A 21,790-nucleotide genomic window follows, 5' to 3' on the forward strand; every position below is an offset into this window, starting at 1 on the left:
GTTAGTTCATGGGCCGCGGGGAGGCGCGCGGCCGGTGATCCGGCGCCAGGCCGGCACCAGGACATTTACGCGGAAGGCTCGCAGGCGGCGATATGCCGCGCGGACGAAGAGCGCGCACAGGACGAACAAGGTGAGATTCACCGCGAGCGCGGCTGTCGGGCTGATCACATATAGCGCGACGAGCCCTGCGCAGAGCGTCTTGTTGGCCGCTTCGAACGCGGCGTCGACGAGGGGAATCGGCGAAAGCCAAACCAGCATCTCAAAGAAGGCTCGCAGCGTTCCGATCACAAGGATGTTGCAGGCGGCCGCGATGGGGATGAGGAGATCGCCGAACGGGCCGGCGGCGGCCAGCGTGAGTGCTGCGGATTCCGCCTGGGGCGATTGGGCGCGGACGGCCCAATAAACGACGATCATGTAGACGATGCCCGCGTAGGTTTCCAGGAAGTCGGCGAGCTGCGCGATGGGCTTTGTCACCTTAGTGAGGCGCGGCAGGGATGTGAAGAGGGTCAGGGCCAGCAGCGCGAAAAAGACCGTTTCATTCTGCAGCGCCGGATTGCCTTGGAAGAGAGGATGCGCGGGAATCCAACCGCGTTCCGCCAACAGGGCGGCGCCAGAGAGGCAGCAGAGCCCGAAAAATGGCGACAAGGCGACCGGCGCCAGCGGGCCCATCCAGTCGGCGAGCGAGAGTTGTTCGACCAACCTCTGCCCGGTCTCGAGGTCGGAGGGAATCGCGGCGATGGCGGCTGCGGCGAGAAAGAACAGTGCGGCCGCGGGCAACAGGGCGGTCCGGGCGTGGAAGATTCGCTCGGATAGGTCAGCGGGGCGGGGCGAGCGGCCCTGCGGATTTGTCAGCGCATGGCGCATACGGTGTAGGCGTGGCGACCCAGTGTTTGACATTGGCAAGAGAAGCATCGTCTGGCAATGTTTACCAGTCGATGATTTTTGGGGTGCGATTGGCTTGTTTTTGCCTCGCGGCCGCGTTGGCGGGATCGGGGTGTTCGCGGTCCGGCGCGGGCGCAGCCGACGCTGGCGCGGCGCTGTCGTCGGGCTGGCAGAATTTCCGGCTGGCAGAATTCGATCTGGCGACGCGCGATTTTGAGGCGGCGCTGGCTGCGGCGGCGCCGGGCTCGGAGCCCTATTTGCAGGCGCTGTTCGGACTGGCGAATGTGTGGAATCTGCGGCGCCCGGGGGAGGATCCCGAGAAAGCGCGTGCGTACTATCAGCGAATCCTTCGAGAGGCGCCGGGCCATGATCTTGCCGCCTGGAGCGAGCTGGCGCTGGCCCGGATGATTCACGTGGTGCCCGTGGGGCAGGAGCCGGATTACGCCGCCGTCCGGGCGGCGTATCGCGCGATTATGGATAAATACCCCGGCCACCTCGCAGCCAAGGAAGCCACGATCTACCTCAATGCGACCCTTGTCGCGACGCTGGATCCGGATCTAACCCGGCAGGCGATTTCGAACCTGCAGGCGTTTGTCGCCAGTGGAACTCGGGAATTCCTGCAGCCGGCGTGGTCCCTAATGGCGGTCGGGTACAACACGCTCGGCATGCAGAAAGAGCGGCTGGAGGCGGAGATTCGCGCGTTGGAGACGACGGAGATCGACCCGGCCAATCCGTTTAATGAATTCGCCTGGCAATATTGGAACATCGCGACGATCGCCGAGTTCGAGACGGGGGATTTTGACTTGGCGCGCGCCTATTATCGGCGGCTGATCGAGGAGTATCCGGCCGACGTTCGAGTCTACCCGGCGCGAGAAGCCTTGGAACGAATGGACCGGGTGGAAGCTGCGCTTCGCGAGGGGCGGGAGATTTCGCTGTGACCGTGCGCCGCGCGCTCCATGCGATTCGAGGATCCTTTGCGCTGATCGTCGTTGCGGCGGTCTACGTGTGGTCGATCGTTGCGATTGCCTCTTATCGAGCCCGGACGGCTCCGGCCGATGCGATTGTGATTCGGATGTCGCACTGGCAACTGGAGGCGAGCGTCCGGGAGGCGATTGACCGAATGGCCGCCGAATATCGGGCCAAGGTCAATCCGCGGGTTTATGTGATTCAGGACGCGATTCCGGAATCGACCTACGGCCAGTGGGTCAGCACGCAACTGATGGGGGGGACGGCGCCGGACATCGTACAGTGCGGGCTGATGCTGCCGCCGAACATCTGGCTTTCTTATTACCAGCGCTATTTCATCCCGCTCGGGCGGTATGTGGAGAAGCCCAATCCGCACAACGCCGGGACCGAACTGGACGGCGTGCCGCTGCGAAAGACCTACAAGGACGGCATGCGGACTGCGTACGTCGACGAGATGCAGGAATACATGAGTATCCCGCTGTCGCAGTTTGGCTCTCGGTTTTTCTACAACAAGGACCTCTTTCGGAAGCTCACCGGGTTGGAGGAACCGCCGCTGGAATGGCGCGAGTTCCAGCGGGTTTGCGAGATCATCAAGTCGCAACGCGCGCCGGACGGGAAATTTTACATTCCGATTGCGAGCTCTGGCTATCATTTCGGGATGATGTCAGGGCTGATGTGGGAACCCCTGACCTATCGCGCGCGTGAAAAGGCGGACTTCAACCGGGATGGGTTTGTCGGCAACGACGAGCAATTCGTCGCGTTTCGGACCGGCCGACTGACCTTCGATTATCTGCCCTTCCGCGCGCGGTTCAAAATGATCGAGGAGATCTCGCGCTATTTCCAATCCGGCTACACGGGGTTGACGCGCGATGAGGCCGTCTTTCTGTTCGCGCAACAGAAGGCGGTGTTCATGGCGACGGGCACGTGGGATGCGCGGTCCCTGCAGGAACAGGCGAAGGGGCAGTTTGAGGTGGGTGTGATGGGGTATCCCTTCCCCACGCCGGACGATCCCTTTTACGGCCCGGTGGCGCCGGCCCGTCCACGGGAACAGGTCGGCACAGGTTTCCAGTTCGGCATCACGCGGACTAGCAAACACCCGGATATCGCGCTGGATTTCCTGCTGTTCTTGGCGTCGAAGGGCGGCAACCAGCTCCTCAACCAGATCATCGGCTGGATACCCGCCATCCAGGGATGCGAAACCGATCCGCTGTTGCGGGCATTTGAGCCCAACATCGTCGGAACGTACAGCGCGATGAATTTCTTTCTGGGCGGGGAGACCGGCATCAAGTGGAACCAGCTTCATGCGCTGTTTCAGGTCGGCCAGATCACCTACGAGGAATTTGCGGAGCAATTCACCCCGTTCTACCTCGAGAGGGGCCTCATCGACTACAAGGAGCAGACCCGCGACTGGCGGCGCGGCATGCAGCGGAACGAGTTGTTCCTTGCCGGAATTCGCGCCCGCGCGCTGTTCGGCGCGGAAGGAGCGGAGGCGAATACGGAGTGGATCCGTTACCGGTCGCTGACGTCGAACCGGCAGGTCTGGGCGGAGATCGACCGGAGCCGGCAGATGAAACTGATGGAACAGGGAATTGCAAAGGACGCTGCGGGCCCGTACGAGTACAAGCCCGCCGTTCTGGCTGCCGTCAAAGCAAGATTGGAGGCAAAGCGATGAACCGAATCGTGCTTACGCCGTTGGCCGCCCAGCCCATCGGGCCCTACAATCAGGCGGTGATTGCGGGCAACCTAGTGTATACGTCCGGGCAGATCCCCATCGACCCGGCGACCGGACAAATGGAAACCGGCGACATTAGGACTCAGACCGAGGTAGTCCTCCGCAACCTCAAGGCGATTCTCGAGGCGGCTGGATCGGGCCTGGACCGGGTGGTCAAGGTGACAGTTTTCCTGCAGGACATGAACGACTTTGCCGCGATGAACGAGGTCTACATGAAATATTTCCCCGACAAGGTGACGGCACCGGCCCGCAGCACGATTCAGGTGGCCCGGCTGCCGAAGGATGCCAAAGTGGAAATCGAGGCCGTGGCGAGCGTATAGACGTTTTGACGCCGGCTCGCCGGTAATCACAGCGGCGAAGAGCGAGGCCCCATGACACCCAAAAAAGTCCATTGGCACCAGGTCAGGCACCATTGGGAAATCTACCTTTTCATCCTCCCCACCCTGATTCTGATCGGGCTGTTTCAGTATTATCCGGCGGCGAGCGGGATCTTTCACAGTTTTTATCGTTGGAACGGGTCGGACATCGCCGAGCCGGTCGGTTGGCTGAATTACATCGACCTCATTCGCAACCCGGAATTCTGGAACTCCTTCCGGCTGGCATTCATTTTGGGCGCATGGAATGTGGTCAAAATGATCCCCGCGCTGCTTGTGGCGGTGGCGATCCACCGCTGTCGCAGCGAACGGATGAACTTTTTCTACCGCACGCTGTTTGTCGTGCCGATGGTCATCCCCGGGCTGATCGTCGTGCTGATCTGGCGGTCGTTTTTCTTTGAGGCCACATCCGGCTATTTGAACCGTTTTCTGGTCGAAAGTGGATTGTTTGGCCTGCTGGTTCGTCTGGACCAAGCGCTGGGCTGGGGCGGCATCTTCGTCGAAGGACAGATGCCCGCCTGGCTTGGCGACCCGCGGCTGATTGTGACGGCGTGCATCGTGTGGGGTTTCCCCTGGGTGGGCTCATTTGCCGTGCTGACGCACCTGGCGAAACTGCAGGCCATCAGCAAGGACGTGTACGAGGCGGCGGAAATCGACGGCGTCAACTGGTTCACGAAGTTCACTCGGATCGAGCTGCCGCTCATCATGGGGTCCATTTATCTGCTGCTTGTCTTTGTCATCATCGACACGATCAAGGATGCGGGGATGATCCTGGCCCTCGCAGGGCTTGAAGGGGGACCGGGCGGAAAAGCGACTGTTCCGGCGCTGTTCATGTTGCGCAAGGCCTTTCTCACGCAGGAGATGGGCGCGGCATGCGCGGTCGGCATCGTGTTGACGATTGTGGTCCTCGGGTTGCAAAAGCTTAGCACGCTGATGCTGGGGTGGACGAATTTGAACCCCCGACAGAAGGCGGCCGTCCGCTTGACGACGAGCGCGGTGGGACTCGGCATCCTGATCGGCGCTTACAAGTGGGGTCTCCACCGCATTGAGGGGTTGGGATGGCTGTTTGTGGTGGCTTCGATACCGTTTCCCCAAATCTTTGCTTGGCTTTCGCGCTGGCTGCCGGAACGGAAGCGCGATGAGCACTGGGTGCGGCCAGAAGACCGCGCGTTTGCGCTAGAGTCCAATCCTTGGTATCGCGCGGCTCGTGTGGTGGGCGGCCTTTCGCTGCGCGCCCTCAAGCACGCGTTCATTTGGTTCGTCCTGATTTTCGCTTTCCTGCCGCTCTATCTGATGATCGTGGTGAGCTTCAAGGACAACCAGCAATTCTACCTGGCGCCCGCAGCGCTGACGACGCCGCTGCACTGGGAGAACTGGCGAGCGGCCTGGGACGCAGTGACCCCCACGGTGGCCAACAGCCTGTTCATCTCAACAAGCTCGACGCTGCTCACGCTCTTTCTCGCCCTTTGTGGCGCGTATTTCTTCGCCCGGCTCCGGATGCCGCTTTCCGGGACATTCTGGAATGCCATTCTGCTGTTGATGATGATGCCGGCGATCGCGAACCTCGTGCCGCTGTTCATCTTGCTGCGGGATATGAACCTGCTGAACACGCTGTCGGCCCTCATCATTGTCGGCGCCTCCGGCGGGCAGATTTTCGGCATCTTCATGCTTAGAAACTTCATATCGGACATTCCGCAGGACCTTTTCGAGGCAGCCGAGATCGACGGGGCGACTCACTTCCAGCAACTGCGCCATGTGGTGATACCGCTGTCGGGTCCGATTCTGGGGACGATCGGGGTGATGCACTTCATCGGCGCTTGGAATGATTTTGTACTGCCCCTGATTGTGATGCGGGACCATGCGAGGCTGCCCGTCATGGTACAGCTTCTCCGGATGGCCGGTGAATACATAAAGCTCTGGGGACCGTTGATGGCCGGGTACGCGATTGCATCGATCCCAATTATTATCCTGTTTATCTTTGCCCAGCGGTTGTTCATCAAGGGGATGACCGAGGGTGCCGTGAAAGGCTAGCGATGAAACCATCGGATTATTTTCCGCAGGTACAGCCTTGACGCGGACTTAAAATTTTCCTAATTCAACCGCCACGATGTCGCGCCGATCCGAGCTTGCCGGGATAGTCACGATGCTCAAACCGATCTCGCTCGCCGGCTGCTGTCTGGCTCTGGTCATGGCGGCAGCCACGGCGCGGGCCCAATCTGTCGATCAGGATTTTGAGTTTGCCCAGCGCCTGATCGAGCGAGGTTTTCCGGACTTCGCAAACAAGTTGATGCAGCAGGTTGCAGCGAAGCACCCGGACCAGGCCGGCCGGGCGAAGCTCGTCAAGGCCGAAGGGCTAATTTCCCAGCGCAAGTTCGCAGAGGCGGAGGCGGTGATCTCAGAGCTTCCCGCCGGCGACCCCAAAGCGGATGCAATTCGTTTGGCGCTGGGCCGCGGCTACTTCCGTGTGGGGGACATGGATCGCGCCCGGGCGATCTACAAGGGGTTCTTTGACCAGTTCAAGACGCCCCCGTCGGACCCGGACCTGTTGAAGGCCTATCGCGACGCCGCCTACCAATTTGCGCAAATGCTTCAGCAGGCCGGCGATTTGGCCGGCGCCGCGGAGGCGCTGGGCCGGATTATCGCGACCAAACCGGGACGGGAGATCGAGCGTTCGTTGATGGCCGAGCAGGCGCAAATGCTGGTCGATCAGGCCGTCAAATCGTCCGGAGCCGAACGCACTCAATTGCTGGACCGCGCGGCGAAAATCTGCGGTGAGATTCAGTGGGGCGGCGTCGACCTCTGGTTCGGCCACTCGATCATCACGCTGGCCAATATCGAGCTAGCGAAGGGCAACCGGGCGCGGGCCCAGGAACTGATCACCAAACAGTACCGCGATATCCTCCGTGAAATCGACAAGCTCATCGAGGAACAGAATCTATCGCGCGCGCTGAATCCAAATGCGGGGGCGCGATTCCTACTGGGCCAAATGTATGAGCAGGACGCCGAGGCGGCCGCCCGGGACCCCGCAAAGAAGGATGAGGTTATTCAGGCGCTCGGTCGCGCGCTGAACGAATATTTCAATGTCTTCGTGAAATATGGGGACAGCGACTGGGGCCCGCGTGCAGGCATCAAAGCAAATGAGGTTAAGGCCCGGCTCGAGTCGATGGGCAAGACCGTGAACGTCGACCTTGGCGCCCACGCCGAACAGGCCGCGGCGACGCAGATGCGCCTGGCGGACAACCTGTTCCGGGAAAAGAAGTTTGCTGAGGCCGCCGTGGAATATCTGCGAGTGGCGAACGCCTACCCCACGGCCGACGCGGCGGCCCGGGCGCTGGGGTTCGCGACCCAGTCCTACCTCGAACTCGGCGACAAACTTTTCGCGCGGATGGTGATCCAGCACATCGCCGAGCGCTACAGCGGGCGGCCCGCCGGGGCGACGGCGCTATTGGCGGCGGCCACAACCGCGAACAATAAGAAGGATTCGGAATTCGCCACCGAGATCTACGAGGCGTATTTGAAGGGCTTCCCGCAGCATGAGCGCGCCGGAATGATCCTCTTCTTCCTCGGCAACGAGCGGCGCAAGGCGGGCGATAATGAGGGCGCCAACTATTACTTCCAGCGGATCGTCGACAACTACCCCAAAGATCAGTATTACCCGCAGGCGCTGCGCCTTATTGCGCGGAGTTATTATGATCTCGGCGACTTCGAGAAGGCCGCCGCCGCATATGCCAAGCTGGTCAATGACGTGCCGCCGAGCCCCGAACGGGCCGCGGCGCAGTTCAGCCTCGCCGATTGCTATGTCCGGCTCCAGCAATGGCCGAAAGCGGCCGCCGAGCTGAAAACCCTGATCGACTGGCTCACGCCCACCAACAATCCCTATGCGTCGACCGACGCCGACCGGGAGCGGAATCGCGCGCTGCTCGAGCGCGCCTTCTTCCAGCGCGCCAACGTCATCGCCCGCATTACCGCGCCGGCGGATCGCGTGCAACAACTGCGCTCGGCGGCCCTCCAGCTTTACGAGCAGTTCTTGTCCCAGTTTCCGAAATCGGAGCTCGCGCCGAAGGCCCTGATGGGCCTTGGTCAGATGCAGCTCGCACTCGGCCAGACGGATGCGGCGGCCCAGACCTTCGACCGCCTCGCCCGCGAATATCCCCAGTCGGAAGAGGGAAAAAATGCCTTATTTTCTCTTGCTCGGAGCGCGATGGAAATCGGCCAGATCGAGCAGGCCCGGCAGGCCTTTCGCAAGATGGCCCAGACGCCGGACCGCTTCTCACCGGATGAATTCGCGCGCATCGGGCAGCTCATGATCGACGCCAAGTTGTACGACGAGGCGCTCGAGGCGTTCCGCATTGCGGCGGAAAATCCGCAGATTCTGGCGACGAAAGACACGCCGGCTTCGCGCGCCATCCTCGAGCGCGCGTTGTTCGGCGTCGGCAGCGCCAATTTTGCCCGCGGCAACTATGAGGAGGCCGTCAAGGCCCTCGAACGATTGCTTCAGGAATATCCGCGCAGCGGATTGTTTTTCGAGGCGAGGTTTATGCTAGGCGAAGCCTATGCCGCTCTCGGGAATTTCCTCGCCGCCAGCCAGTCGCTAAGCGACATTTTCCGGTTCGCGAATGATCCGATCCAAATCAACCGGGCGAGCATGAAGCTCGCCGAAGTGCAGCTCCGCGCCAACGACAAGGCGGGCGCACTGGCCTCGTATCAACGCGTGGCGCTCCTGTCCGATCCCTCAAAACAGGAACAGAGGCCGTTTATTCAGGAAGCGTTGCTGAAGAGCGTCCCGCTGGCAATGGAAATCGGCCGGTTCAAGGACGCAGTCGAGAGTTGCGATCAATTCTTGCAGCTTTTCCCGACGAGTGACAAAGTATCCGATGTGCGGCGGATGCGCGCAGAGGCGGCGTTACAGGTCAGCTCGGCGGCGGGCGCGCCGCCCGCTGGTTCGCCGCCCGCCGGCTCGCCGGCATCCGGCCAGTCCGGAGGTGAAACCCCATGATTCGGTTGAGTTCTTGGCTCCTTGCTGCAATCGCGGCAGCCGGTTTCCTGACCGGACCGCTCGCCGAAGCGCAAAATCCATTTGTCGTGCTGCCCAACGGCGAGCGCGTCGAAGGGACGGACATTCGCGCGCGATCCGATGGAACCATTGTCCTCACGACGCCGCGCGGGCAGGTCACCTACCAGAGAGGCCAGTATGTGCGCGCGGAGGCGGCCAGGCCAGCCGATTTCGACCGCGCCCGACAGCTTGCCCAGCAAAAGAATTATGACGAGGCGCTGCGCCTGCTCGAGCAAGTAGCGCAGAACTATCGATTTCTTACATGGGACAACCAAGCCCGGTTGCTCTCCGCCCAGATCTTAGTGTTGAAGGGAGACCACGCCGCGGCGGTCTCCATGTACGAACGCCTGTTTCAAGCGGCCCCGGATCAACGGCGGGAAAGCGCCGTGCTAATGGGATATCTTGCGGCCCTCAACGAAGCCAAACAATTTGAAAAACTCGCGCCCCAGTTGGACGATCTCGTCGCCAAGGGATCGCGCTCGGACGCCGCGCGCGCACTGGTGCTGCGGGGCGACATGAAGATGGCGCAGGGTCAGGTCGAGGGAGCGGTTTTGGACTACCTTCGGGCTGCGTTTCTATTCGAATCGGAACGAGCGGTGGTGCCCGAGGCTCTGTTCAAGGCAGCCGAGGGGCTCGAGCGGCTGCGCGACCCACGCAGCCGGGACCTCTATCGGCGAGTTGCAACGGAATTTAGCGGATCTCCGTTCGCGCAACGCGCGCAGGGGAAGCTATGAGAGGATTGAACGGCCAACAGGAAAAGATGCGGAGGAAGAGACACATGTCGACGCGCACACGAACAACGATGGGTCTGGTGGCGGTAATCGCAGCGGCGTGGATCGGAGTCGTTGCGGCCCCGGCCTTCGGGCAGGAGATGGAACTATCCCCGGAGGCAAAGGCGGCCGAGGCGGCGGCGGCGAAAAAAGGCTCGCCGATGAGTTTCTTCAATGTTGTCGCGAGCGGGGGCACCATGGGTGTCATTCTGTGGATCGCCCTCATCTCCTGCTCCGTGGCCGGCTTCGCGCTGATCGTGGATTCCTTCATCACGGTGCGGGAAAAGAAAATCGTGCAAGAGTCCCTCGTGCAAAAAGTGCGCGAGGCGATTGAGCAGGGCGACGTGATGAAAGCGCTGAAACACTGCGAAGAGGAGCCGGGCCCGCTGGCGAACATCCTCAGCGCGGGATTTAGCAACGTGCAGGAGGGGTTCGAAGCGGTTCAGGAGGCCGTCGGCGTGGCTGCCGACCTCGAGAGCGAGAAACTGCTGCAGCGCGTCACCTACTTGAACGTCGTCGCCAATTTGTCTCCGATGCTGGGCCTGCTCGGCACGGTGCAAGGCATGATTTTTGCCTTCGCCAACCTCGCGACGATGCAGGCCGGCGCCGCCCAGCAGCAGATGCTCGCCATCAACATCGCGCAAGCGCTCTACACGACGGCCGGAGGGCTCATCGCCGCGGTACCTGCCGTGGGCTTCTTCTATTTCTTCCGCAATAAGGCCACTAAGATCATTCTGGGCATGGAAGCGTTGACCACGGACCTGGTCAAATCCCTCCGCAACGTCGAAGTCGTTTCCGAATAAGATCGGGATCCGCCTACATGGCACGGCGCAAGCAGGAAGACACGAGCATCAACATGACGCCGATGATCGACGTCGTGTTCCAGCTCATCATCTTCTTCGTCGTCACAACGGACATGCAGCAGAAGGCCATCGACGAGAGCATCCGGCTCGCGATGGCGCCGCATGCCAAACCTGTCGAGACGAGGGATCCACGGGAGATCGTCATCGAAGTCGACAAGAACGGCCGAATTTCGATTGCGCGCGTGTACATGTCCGCGGATTACCTTTACACTGTCATTCGAAAGGTCGTGGCCGATCACGGCCAGACGGTCCCCGTGATCATCCGAGCGGACGGGGAAACGCGGCATGACGCGATTCGAGCCGCGATGGACGCGGTGACCCGCGCGGGACTGTGGAAGGTCAAGTTCGCGGCGATTCGAGAAAAGGCAAGTTAGGAATCCAACATGGCGCGCGAACGTAAACGCGATCGCAGCGGGGAATCCGGTGAGTTGAACATGACGGCGATGATCGACGTCGTGTTCCAGCTACTGATCTTCTTCCTCGTGACCCAAAAACCAATTGATTCGCTGGCGAATCTGGACGTCTCGCGGCCGGCGCCAGAGGCCAAGAAAGAGCAGATGCAGACGCCTCCAAAGATGATCCGGATTCATATCTACCCCGACGGGTTTACCATCAATGATCGGCCGGTAGGACTGGCGGAACTAGAGGGGTTGCTCGCCAAATTAGCCAGCATTGATACCAAACAGACTATTATGATCATGTGTGCGGCCATGTCTCGCCACGAGGATCTTATCCGGGTTCTTGACCTCTGCGCCAAAACGGGGTTGGTTAATTTGTCGGTCATTAGCACAAATTAATGGGGTTCAGCCATGGACGCGAAGGAGAGAGAGGAATTCCTCCGAAAATATAAGATCAAGAAAATTATGGAACACATGACCGGTCCTATTGGATCGGTCATCTTTCACATCCTGGTAATCTTGCTGGCGATCAAATTCATGGTGTTTGACACCATGGATAAGGCACCGGATATCGAAGTGACCGTCGTGGAGCCTGAGTCGGTCGACCTCGAAGAATTCGAAAAAGAGCTGGAAAAGATTGAAGAACTCACGGATTTGACCGATGTGGCGCTGCCCACGGACATGCCGGTCCAAATGGATTCGCCCACGCCAACGGATTCGCCCCGGCCGTCTGAGGATGTCTCGATGGATCTCGCCGAGCTGAATATTGTGGCAGACCAGAGCCCGCTGGTGATGAAGGGTCTCTTCGCGGGTCGGTCTGCCGAAGGACGTTCAAGCGGCTTGAGCCAGTACGCCGGCCGCTGGGCTTCGGCCGTCGATCGGGCGGTCATCAAGGCGCTGGAGTGGCTGAAGCGGAACCAGGCCCCGGATGGGTCTTGGGGTCCCAACAAGCCGGGCATGACCGGCCTCGGACTCTTGACGTTCCTTGCCCATGGGGAAACCACGGCGTCGAAAGAATACGGGCAGACTGTCGAAAAAGCGATCCGGTTCCTGCTGTCGATTCAACGCCCGGATGGCGCCTTCGGCTCCACCGACAGCGGGCCAGCCGTCTATGCGCACGCCATCGCCACGTATGCGATCGCGGAGGCCTACGGATTGACCCGAATTCCGGAACTGAAGCCCGCCATGGAGAAAGCGGTGGACATCATCGTTAAGGGACAGCAGCCCGGTGGGCTGTGGGATTATAAGTACGACAAGGGCGCGCGGTGGGATACGTCAGTCTCCGGTTGGCAGGTCCAAGCTCTGAAGGCGGCGTACATCGCGGGCGCAGAGGTGCCGGGACTCAAAGAGGCGATGGACCGCGCCGTGGTGGGATTCGTCAATTCCCAAAACCCTGAAACAGGTCGCTTCGGATATAGCTCCGTCGGCAACGGGTCCGACGGCATAACGGCTGTCGGCGTCTTGTCGTTGCAATTGCTGGGCCAGCACAAGAGTAAAGCGGTCCAAGCCGGCCTGAATGCGATGCGCGAGTTCAAGTGCGACTATCGGAATCCCCCGATTTGGCCGATGTATTCGTGGTACTACATCACACAGGCGAAGTTCCACCACGGTGGCCAATTGTGGAGTTCTTGGAACAATCAGTTTGCTCCGGAGCTTACCAAAAATCAGAACGAAGACGGCAGTTGGACCTCCGCCGGCCAGTTCCTAAAAGAGGACGCCCACGGCAAGGAGACCAATCACGGTCTCGTTTACTCGACCACGTTGGCCGCCTTGACGCTTCAGGTCTATTACCGATTCCTGCCGACCTACAAGCCGATTGCCGTCGAGAGCGAGGAAGACGAGAAGAAGGACGACGTTACCGTCGAAATTATCTAGTCGCCTTCCGGTCGCAATCACTGAAGTTGAAATTTGAGGGCCTTACACATCGAGGCCCCATCAATCCGAAGCTGGCTGAATTGCTGAGAGGCATCACCGCGTCGATTCCAGCTTCCAAGACGTCGAACACTGCTATGATGTTTACAGATTTGACGCGATAGACCTTCCTTTTACGGCCTCAATTTTTTGGAGTGGCAAGTTCCGTCTTGCCCGATATTCGTGGAAGGACGAGTTCCAGTTCGGCCGATTTTGGTAGAAGGATAGGTTCTGCCCTGTCGGAAAGGGGCCCGCGTGGAAGCGGGCCCTCCATTCCCGATGGAGGGACGCCTTCCACTGCGTTCGCAAATCAAATTCCGATTGTCGTCGGTGGAACGGCGCCATTCACGACCGGCGCTGGTTGGAACTGGGCCTTCCAAGATCTTCCAGAGGGAAACCCCGAATTTCGCTTTTGCGACCTCGGTGTGCCCCTCCGCGCGCCTCGCCGCCGCCCTTTCAGCCTCGTTCGCTTGTTCTGCTCCTTCGAAATTCTCTCATTGCGAGGTCTTCCCTCCGTCCCCACATGAGGTTCCTTTCGATCGAATTCGCGGGGGACATTTTCGACTAGGCAAGACACTCAACCGCGATTCCGGCTTTAGCCCGACTCTCGGACGCGCTACAGTTGTGCTTATGAGCCGATCCGCAGAAATATTTTGCCCAGCATGCAAGGCCGAATCGGTGCTGGTCCGACAACCTCGCATGGAGGGTTTCCGGAAAGTGGGCGAAATCCTCCGATGTGGTCTTTGCGGGCACGAATTTCCCACGGAAGCGGATGTTCCGTTCCTGCATCGGTCGCCGCCGAAGGTGTTTTCAGATTCTGATCGCTCCGCGCCAGTCCGTGTTTTTGCTGATGGCGAAGCGGATCAACTGTGCCGTCATTGCGCGCACTACGTGGTGAATCCCTTCATGCAGTGGTGCGGCCTGCATCGGCGGGAAGTGGAAGCAACGGATTCGTGCCCGCAGTTTCAAAAGAAACAGGCGGTCCCGAAACCCCGATTGTGATTCGCATCCTCCAAGTATGGATCCGCGGCCTGTCGCATTATGGCCGAGGTTACGCCCGAGCCAATCAGTTGGGACTCCGTCTGCTTGGCGTGGTCTATTTTGCCGCATTCGCGTCCTACGCCGTGCAGGCAGACGGCTTGGTGGGCGAGCGAGGCATCCTCCCATTTGCGGCCTGGCTTGGCGCGATTCGGCCGCGGGTCGAGGAAATCGGGTTTCACCAAGTTCCGACAATTCTCTGGCTGGCGCCCTCGGATGCGGCGCTCCGAATCTGTTTGTGGACTGGTATGGCGCTTGCAGTGATGCTTGCGTCCGGTTTCCTCCCTCTGATCGCCGCAGCGGGGCTGTGGGTCCTGTATCTCTCGGCGACGACCGTCGGCCAGATTTTTTGGAACTACCAATGGGACAACCTCCTGTTGGAGGCGGGTTTCTTGGCGATTTTCGCCGCCCCGTGGCGGGTCCGCATGCGATGGCTAGCGCCGGATGAGCCTCCCCGAATCATTGTCTTGCTCTTCCACTGGCTGATGTTCCGCCTGATGTTTCTCTCGGGCTATGTGAAGTGGGCGAGCGGCGATGAAGCCTGGCGAAATCTAACCGCGTTGACCTACCATTACTGGACCCAGCCCTTGCCGCTTCCGACCGCGTGGTATGTCCATCAGTTGCCGATCTGGTTTCACAAGCTTTCCTGTGCGCTGGTGTTCGTAGTCGAATTGGTATGTCCGTTTTTGATCTGGTTTGGCGATCGCGCCCGAATGGTGGCCGCGATTTCATTCATCGCGCTCATGGCGCTCATCGCAGCGACAGGCAACTACACCTTTTTCAATTTGCTCGCAGCGGTTCTCTCACTCTGGCTGATCCGGGATCAAATCGGCGCGGCCCTTTTGAGTCGGGTTCCTGGCCGGTTTGGGCGCTGGCTCGCTCGCGCTTTTCGTCGGGAGGCACCTTCGCCGGAGTGGAGGCCACTCCGTGTCGCCCGGCACGCCGCGGCCGCTGTGGCAGCCGCCTTCGTGCTCGTAACGTCCGGCGTCCTGTTCGTGGTGGCGGTTGGAGGCGGGGCGGACTGGCCGCGGTGGATCGAATCCCTGGTTCGATTCACCGCTCCCTTTCGCAGCGTAAACAACTACGGCCTGTTCGCGGTCATGACCAAAACCCGGCCGGAAATCATCCTGGAGGGAACGTGGGACGGCCAACTCTGGATTCCCTACGAATTTCGCTGGAAGCCGGGCGAGCCCGACATGAGACCGCGATTGGCTGCGCCACATCAGCCGCGACTGGACTGGCAAATGTGGTTTGCTGCGCTGGGCAAGCTGGAGGGGAATCGTTGGCTCATCAATCTCATGATCCGGCTGCTGGAGAACGAACCCGATGTCCTGCGGCTTCTCGCTTTCAATCCGTTTGAACAACGGCCTCCCGTGGCCATTCGCGCTGTTCGATACGAGTATCGCTTTGCCACGCCGGCCGAGCGGTCGCAGGGCAAAGTCTGGTGGATGCGGAAATACAAAGACTTGTATTGCCCCCCGATTCAGATACACCCATGAGCGTGAGACGTACGCTGCCTTTGTCCCTTGGAGCGCTGATTCTGTTGGCCGCCGGATGCGGCAGAACGGGTGATCCCCACGCTGCCTGGCGCGAGACCGTTTCCCAGCTATCCACCTTTCCCGCCTATACATCCGGCCGCTACGCGGCCTCGATGGCGGTTTCGAACCTGCTTGACCGCGGCGACCACGGGTTCGGATTTTTTGAGGATGGCGCTGGCCTCGTGATGCATCGCGGGACCGCCTGCCGGATCGACGCCGACGGTCGAGCACAGCCCGCGGTCCGAGAAGCAGCCATCGCCTTCGCGATCGCCACCTGGTTTGAACCGGACGATATCTTCTCGGTCGTCAATCTGAACGACCGCGTTTTCAGGAATTCGATGAACTGGAAGAAACCCGATACAGGCCACGTCCAGGCGATCCGGGTCGAGGGCCGATTCAAATTCGTGACCCTTCTGCCGCCGGGCACGCTGGCGCGTTCCGGATCGTTGCAACAGGGCGGGACCCGAACCCTCGAGCAGGTGAACGGCGCGCTTGTCGGATTTCGCATGCCCGAAAGCGCAGGAAACAGTGTGCCGGCGGGCTTCAACTTTTATTTCATAGCGGCCGATTTCTCCGCTGGCGGGGAAGCGAGCCAATTTGAGTTGGCGGGCGGACGCATCGAGATCGATATCACCCCCAACCTGCATCTGGTGTTGCCGACCACGCGGTAGGGCGCGCGAAGGGTAGGAACGACGCGTAGGCGGCCCGCTAGCCCACCAAGGTTTCGCCCATCGCAATGGTGACGAGATCGGTCATGTCGCGGAACGAAAACGGCTTTTGCAGCAGAAAAACCTTCCGCATTTGTAGCAATCGTTTGAGATCGGGGTGTTCGGCGCTGAACCCGCTGATGAGGATCACCGGCGTCCGATACTGGTTCTGGCGCAGCCACGTGCAAAATTCGACGCCGTCCAGGTCCGGCATGCTGAAGTCGTAGATGAGCAGGTCGGGCGCGGCGCCGGCGGCCAGCTTTTTTCGAATGCACTCGCCCGATTCGCAGGACTCCACCGTGTGACGTTCCGCCTCCAGAATGCGGCGGCACAGCTCCCGGACAGCGGGATCGTCATCGGCCACCCAGATCGTGCTGGGCGCGAGGCGGCGTCGAACTTGTTTGGCGGCCGACCGGACGGGTTCGTGCGAGATTGGGAACGTGATCTGGGCGGTTCCCGCCGCGGCGGGTGCGCCCTCCTCGGCCACTTCAACCACAATTTGTTCCGCGCCGCCCTCGCGGATGTTTTTGGTGTACACGCGAAGCCGCGCGCCGGGCGTAGCGCTCTCATGCGCGTGACGAAGCATATTTTGCAGGACTGAAGCCACGGCGTTGGGCGCGGCCGGGACGCGGTCGATTTCGGCGTTCCGATGCAGCGTGAACCGATCCGCGGGCAGTCCGGCCGCCTGGAGACGGGCCGCCGCCTCCAACAGTTGTTCGTGCAACGAGCAGACGGGCTCCTCCTCGCGGTTCGATGCCGCGGCAGCCAGTATTTCCTCTGTCAGTCGCCGGCCCTGTTGCGCGGCTTCCGCAACGCGATTTAGCGCGGCCACCGCATCCGCGGGCATGTCGGTTTTGGCGAGCACCAGGGACGTGTACCCGAGGATGATCGAAAGCAGGTTGCTAAACTGATGAGCAGCCCCTTCGGCGAGAGCGCCCAAGCTCGACCATGAATCTGCCGCGTCGCCGGCGGCGGACAGGCCCAGTTGGATTTGCGCTTCCAGAGCCGCAGCAACCGCATCCCGAAGCCGGCGATGCAACGCTGTGAAAGCGGCCAGCGTTTCGCCGCTTCGGATCGGTACAGCAGCGGCGGCTGGAGCGACCGCCGATTTCGGAATCCCGCTGGCAAATGCGATCTCGGTAATCTCCGCGTCAGTGAACGGCTTCTCGCGAAACTTCCCGCTGCGCAGCAGGTGCAGGTGAGCGCCGTGCACGCGGATCGGCAACACATACTCCAACAGTCCGTAAGGGCCGCGATGAAGCTGATCCTCGCCGGACCGCTCGATTTGTTGGAGCAGGGCGAGTTCGGATTCGAGAAACGCCTGTTTCGTTTCGGGCGACTTGAGCAACACCTCCTGAACAAGGCGTTCCGAGTCGTCGAAGATTCCTCGTTCATTCCAGGCGTCAAGGGTTTGCAAAAGCCGCTTAGCCGCATGTAAGTCGAGCTTTTTGAACAGCGGTGGCGCATCCTCTCGAAGGGCAGTATCGGGAAGTTGCAACCTTCGCAACAGCGTCCGAATCTGTTGCTGAAGGTCCTGAACGTGGGTGGTCGACATCGGAGTAGCCGTCTCTCGGCGCAGTAATGATACCCTTTGCGGAAGTTGGCGTCTACGGGTTTTCGGTCTTGGAGCGTTTCCGGAACTCAGCGACGCGCTGGCGCGCCAAAAACTCAATATAGCGCTGGCGGTAATCGGCATCCACGCGAATTCTCGTATTACGGTCCAACGAGACGATCGGAATGGTAATGACCTCGTTGCCGTCAGCCTTCAGTCGGGCTGACTCCGCATCGCGACCCTGATAGGTTCCCCTGCGCACGAGCCCGTTGGTCAGACGGAATTCCACAAGCTGGCCGCTTGCAAAAAACGGTGCGCGCCGGTCCATTTCAGCCGTAATGCGTTGCCGCTGGTCCTGTTCAACCTTTTCCCAGTCGATGGCGGGCGCGGATTCAACATGAGGCTCCTCGGCGACCGCCGTTGTCTCAGGTTCAGGTGTGGTCGGTGCAGACGGGGCGGCCGGCTCTTCCGCGGCAGTGGCCGACGCCGGTTCGGAGGACGCTGGTGCGGGCGCTTCGGCAGCCGGCGCCGATTCGGCGGTCGCTGTGGTGGGCGCTTCGGCAGTCAGCGCTGGTTCGGTCGTCGCGGGCGCGAGCGATTCAGGCGTCGATGTCTCGGCTGACGGCTCAGGTGCGGACGGAGAAGATTCGGAATCAGCGGCGGAGGCTGGGGCGGGAACCGTCCCCGTTTCCTTGGAGCGCAGGTACAGGGTCGTGACTGCGCCGACAATGATGAGGATGAGGCCTGCAATGACCACCGGCGAGTTCTTCCGGCGTCCGCTTTCACCGATGCGCCGGCCGGTTCGCGTGTCATAGCCGCATTCGATGCAGATGACCGCTCCGCCGGGCAGCGGTTTCCCGCAACCCGGACAATCCTGCGCATCGGAGGGCGGTTGCTCTTTTTTCAATTGCAGACGTTGACTCACATTAGACCTCCCATCATTCGCATCGTAAGCGATTGGGATGCCCAAAACAAGATTGCGAGGGGCTCTCTGTCGTGACGCTTTGAAAATGTCTCCTCGCAAACTCGATGGAAATGACCCCACGGCGGCGGCCGGAGGGCCGTAGCGATGGGAGAACTTCGAATGAGTCAGAAGGAGCGAACGAGGCTGAAGGCAATGAGTCGGGAACAGGCGTACGAGGCATGCGCAGAACGCTATTCGAGGGTTGGGCCGACAGCTCCGGCAACAGCGTCATCCTCATGATTTGTAGCCAGGCTCGTCGAGCGACGTGAATTTCCGGTGCCAACGGCACTGGCTAAAGCATCTTTACCGTCCGACCCCGATACTGGTTTTCTGCGATCAGATCGCGATTGCGAATTCGAAGGCCAGCCCTTTGCGACTGGCGAAATTTTGGCGGGAGGTGCCGCCCATGTCGGGGCGGCTTGCATCGCTTGCCCTCCCAAAATGACTGGCAGAGTGGAACGGCTCCTGCCTAGGAGGCGCAATGGAGGGCGCCGTTCCGGGTTATATTTTCGGACTCCAGCAGGAATATGGACGGCGTCCCTCCAGCAGGAAAGGGAACATTTCTAACGAGTCAAAACAGGGGCATTTCTAACGAGTTTTGACGATCGCGAGGGGATCTTGACTAACGGGTCGGTTCAGGGATTCGGGGGAATTGAGTCCGACCGATCCCATTCGATGACAAACGGCAGGCGCAGCGCATAGCTGTTGGCGTCCATCCACCAGCCATCGGGCCGCATCGCGAGGGCGTGCTCGTTGCCGTGTTCGTTATTCGGTTCGGGGTGGCCCCAGTTCTCAAAACGCCACCCTTCCTGCGTGATCCAGCGCCAGAACGATTCGGTTCCCTCGTCGGTTCCTCCCAGCCAGAGCGTTCGACCCAGAGGCGGCATCGAAAAGGTATTGAGCAACCATTCATTTTCCGCGCGAGTGGTCGCGGTGGCCAGGTGCCCGCCATGCCGTTTGGCAAAATCCGCCGCCTCATACCAGTTCATGGGGGTCATGATCAGCGCGTAGATTCGGCCTTGGAATGTTGGCGCCTTATCAGGAGGTTGCCCAGGCCGCTCGATCAGGGTCTGCAGATGGTCCACGGCGGTTTGCAGCGCGGCGCGCGCGCGTTCCAATGCCGGCACATTTGTCAGTCCGACCATCGCGCGGTCGATTTCGCGGCGCGCGTCCTCGAATCGTCGCTCGGCGAGCGCCTGAATCGCCGAGCCGACGAATGCTGCGAAGGTGCCGTCATTGACCTTCAACTGCTCCAGCGTCGTCATTCCGCTAAGAGGCGAAAGGTCGGTGACCTTTGCTTCGGTGATGTCGAGGGAAACGAGCGGAATGCCGCGCAATGGATCCAGGTCGGTGATCCGCTGGCCCGGCGTCAGATTCGCAAACGAGAAATGGAGTCGGTTCGACTGGTCGAAAACCAAATTGGCCCCCTGGCCAGGCCATACGGCGTCGATCTGTTCGCGGAACGCGCGAAGCGCGCTGACCTGCGAGGCGTGGGATGCCCGCGGGGGGACCAGGACGAGATTGAACGTGGCGCTGTCCGTGACCACGCGTTCGCGATTACGGGCCCGGTCCGGCGCGCCTACCCAGTATTCGCCGTTGACGTGAAACTTGAACGGCCACTCCGCGCGGGTTGAAAACATAAATCCCGGTTTGCGCAGCTCAAATCGATCGGGCCCCACGGGGTTCATTCGCCATTCGGGGTCTTCTTTCGCCCAGCCATTGAAGGCGCCGGCAACAAAGACTCGCGTCACGGCTCCGATCTCGCGCACGTGAGCCAGACGGCCGTTGTCATGCCGAGCGGTCTCAAAACGGGTGGGCTCGAACACGAATACCAAATCGTCGCCGTCCTGGGCATATCCGTAGATGCCGTCGTCATAGCGGACGGCAATCGGCGGCGATGGCGAGGACCGGCCGAATTCCTGCCACAAGACCGCGGTTGCAAGCGCCGCAGCGAGCAGCGCCGAGGCAATGATGGCTGTCCGCATCCCAACCGATGTCGGGGCTGGCTTGGGCGTATCCAGGTAGGCGGAGATCGCCCGCGCAAGCTCGCCCGCGTTTTGATACCGGTCATCCCGAGATTTGGCCAGCGCCTTCAAGACGATACGATCCAGGGCGGCGTCACAGAGGGGCCCGTCCGGCCCCTTCAATTTACCCATCCGGGCGAGCACGCGGCTGGGCGGCTGTGGGCGGACCGAGATGATCGTGTCTAACACGTGGCGAAGTTCATCTCGGACCTCGTACGGAAATTCGCCCGTGATCATCTGGAACAGGATGACGCCCAGCGCGTAGACGTCTGTTCGCGTATCAACCTGGTTGGCATTGCCGCGGGCCTGTTCGGGGCTGGCCCACTCGAGCGACCCCACGAATTCGCTGAGTTGCGTGGTGCTCGCGTTCGGCGCTCCGCCATCGGCGACCGGCGCATGCGCCAGCCCGAAATCAAGGATATGGGGCTCGCCGTAAGAATCGATGATGATGTTGGCGGGCTTCAGGTCGCGGTGCACAATGCCGCGCAGGTGCGCGGCATTGACCGCCTCGCAGATGCGCCGAAATAATTTGAGCAGCTCGGCGATGTCCGCGCGGGTGAGCGCTTCGTTTCGGTCGCGGCGAAAGTCGCGCAGGAACTCATGCAGCGGTCGACCGTCGACGTAATTCATGACGAAATAGAGTGAACCGTCCGCCGTCTCCCCGCGGTCGATCACGGAAACGATGTTGGGGTGATCGAGCGCCGCGAGGATCCTCACCTCCTGGTTCATTCGCTCGCGGTCGGCCTCGGCCGCATACGGCCCCCCGAAAATGATTTTCAGCGCTACGCGCCGACCCGTAGATTTCTGGACGGCAAGAAAAACAGCGGCTTGGCCACCGCGCTGGATCTCCTCGATGAGCTGGTAGCCATTGATTTCGAGCGGCGGCTCTTGCCCCTGTACGCCGCTGGCCGTGTCCTCGTCCGGAAGGGATCCGACCTCGATCCCGTCCTCGTCTTCCTCTTCTTCAGGGCGTCGATTCCAGCTCACGAATGTAGTATATCATGCGCCGACGATCGTT

16 protein-coding genes are annotated in these 21,790 nt (G+C 60.8%); 12 read left to right on the forward strand and 4 right to left on the reverse strand.

Annotated elements, in window-relative coordinates; all coding sequences use genetic code 11:
- Positions 1–6: 6 nt before the first annotated feature.
- On the reverse strand, positions 7–864 hold the full coding sequence (locus NZ740_06635) for a hypothetical protein (GenBank protein ID MCS6771688.1): 858 nt from the start codon (positions 862–864) through the stop codon (positions 7–9).
- Positions 865–947: 83 nt separating this feature from the next.
- On the opposite strand from NZ740_06635, the gene NZ740_06640 reads away from it, so the two are divergent.
- From NZ740_06640 to NZ740_06695, 12 genes are all read left to right on the forward strand, one after another.
- Entirely contained in the window at positions 948–1,820 is an 873-nt protein-coding gene (locus NZ740_06640) for a tetratricopeptide repeat protein (GenBank protein ID MCS6771689.1), read from the forward strand.
- The gene (locus NZ740_06645; GenBank protein MCS6771690.1) at positions 1,817–3,520 is read left to right on the forward strand and encodes an extracellular solute-binding protein; all 1,704 of its coding nucleotides are present in this window, start codon (positions 1,817–1,819) and stop codon (positions 3,518–3,520) included. The genes NZ740_06640 and NZ740_06645 overlap by 4 nt, the downstream gene beginning before the upstream one ends.
- The gene (locus tag NZ740_06650) at positions 3,517–3,900 is read left to right on the forward strand and encodes a RidA family protein (GenBank protein MCS6771691.1); all 384 of its coding nucleotides are present in this window, start codon (positions 3,517–3,519) and stop codon (positions 3,898–3,900) included. The genes NZ740_06645 and NZ740_06650 overlap by 4 nt, the downstream gene beginning before the upstream one ends.
- A gap of 51 nt (positions 3,901–3,951) precedes the next feature.
- The gene (locus NZ740_06655; GenBank protein MCS6771692.1) at positions 3,952–5,985 is read left to right on the forward strand and encodes an ABC transporter permease subunit; all 2,034 of its coding nucleotides are present in this window, start codon (positions 3,952–3,954) and stop codon (positions 5,983–5,985) included.
- A 76-nt stretch (positions 5,986–6,061) separates the two neighbouring features.
- The gene (locus NZ740_06660) at positions 6,062–8,950 is read left to right on the forward strand and encodes a tetratricopeptide repeat protein (protein MCS6771693.1); all 2,889 of its coding nucleotides are present in this window, start codon (positions 6,062–6,064) and stop codon (positions 8,948–8,950) included.
- The gene (locus NZ740_06665; GenBank protein ID MCS6771694.1) at positions 8,947–9,741 is read left to right on the forward strand and encodes a hypothetical protein; all 795 of its coding nucleotides are present in this window, start codon (positions 8,947–8,949) and stop codon (positions 9,739–9,741) included. Before NZ740_06660 ends, NZ740_06665 begins: the two co-directional genes overlap by 4 nt.
- A 44-nt stretch (positions 9,742–9,785) precedes the next feature.
- Positions 9,786–10,580, forward strand: a complete 795-nt coding sequence (locus tag NZ740_06670; protein MCS6771695.1) for a MotA/TolQ/ExbB proton channel family protein — start codon at positions 9,786–9,788, stop codon at positions 10,578–10,580.
- 17 nt (positions 10,581–10,597) lie between these two features.
- Positions 10,598–11,014, forward strand: a complete 417-nt coding sequence (locus NZ740_06675; GenBank protein MCS6771696.1) for a biopolymer transporter ExbD — start codon at positions 10,598–10,600, stop codon at positions 11,012–11,014.
- Positions 11,015–11,023: 9 nt separating this feature from the next.
- The gene (locus NZ740_06680; protein ID MCS6771697.1) at positions 11,024–11,437 is read left to right on the forward strand and encodes a biopolymer transporter ExbD; all 414 of its coding nucleotides are present in this window, start codon (positions 11,024–11,026) and stop codon (positions 11,435–11,437) included.
- Between the two features lie 12 nt (positions 11,438–11,449).
- Positions 11,450–12,913 carry a terpene cyclase/mutase family protein gene (locus NZ740_06685; GenBank protein MCS6771698.1) on the forward strand — a complete coding sequence of 488 codons (1,464 nt, stop codon included), beginning with the start codon at positions 11,450–11,452 and terminating at the stop codon, positions 12,911–12,913.
- 989 nt (positions 12,914–13,902) lie between these two features.
- Positions 13,903–15,486 (forward strand): lipase maturation factor family protein, encoded by a 1,584-nt coding sequence (locus NZ740_06690; GenBank protein ID MCS6771699.1) that lies wholly within the window; start codon positions 13,903–13,905, stop codon positions 15,484–15,486.
- Complete coding sequence (locus tag NZ740_06695; GenBank protein MCS6771700.1) at positions 15,483–16,196, forward strand: acetolactate decarboxylase; 714 nt, start codon at positions 15,483–15,485, stop codon at positions 16,194–16,196. The genes NZ740_06690 and NZ740_06695 overlap by 4 nt, the downstream gene beginning before the upstream one ends.
- Positions 16,197–16,233: 37 nt before the next feature.
- Here NZ740_06695 and NZ740_06700 read toward each other — a convergent pair whose 3' ends face one another.
- The 3 genes from NZ740_06700 to NZ740_06710 form a co-directional block, all read right to left on the reverse strand.
- Positions 16,234–17,787 (reverse strand): response regulator, encoded by a 1,554-nt coding sequence (locus tag NZ740_06700; protein MCS6771701.1) that lies wholly within the window; start codon positions 17,785–17,787, stop codon positions 16,234–16,236.
- A gap of 52 nt (positions 17,788–17,839) precedes the next feature.
- On the reverse strand, positions 17,840–18,709 hold the full coding sequence (locus NZ740_06705; GenBank protein MCS6771702.1) for a zinc ribbon domain-containing protein: 870 nt from the start codon (positions 18,707–18,709) through the stop codon (positions 17,840–17,842).
- 674 nt (positions 18,710–19,383) lie between these two features.
- Positions 19,384–21,759, reverse strand: coding sequence for a protein kinase (locus NZ740_06710; protein MCS6771703.1), 2,376 nt, complete (start codon positions 21,757–21,759; stop codon positions 19,384–19,386).
- Between the last annotated feature and the right edge of the window lie 31 nt (positions 21,760–21,790).

Source organism: Kiritimatiellia bacterium, assembly GCA_025054615.1.
Lineage (GTDB): Bacteria > Verrucomicrobiota > Kiritimatiellia > CAIVKH01 > CAIVKH01 > JANWZO01.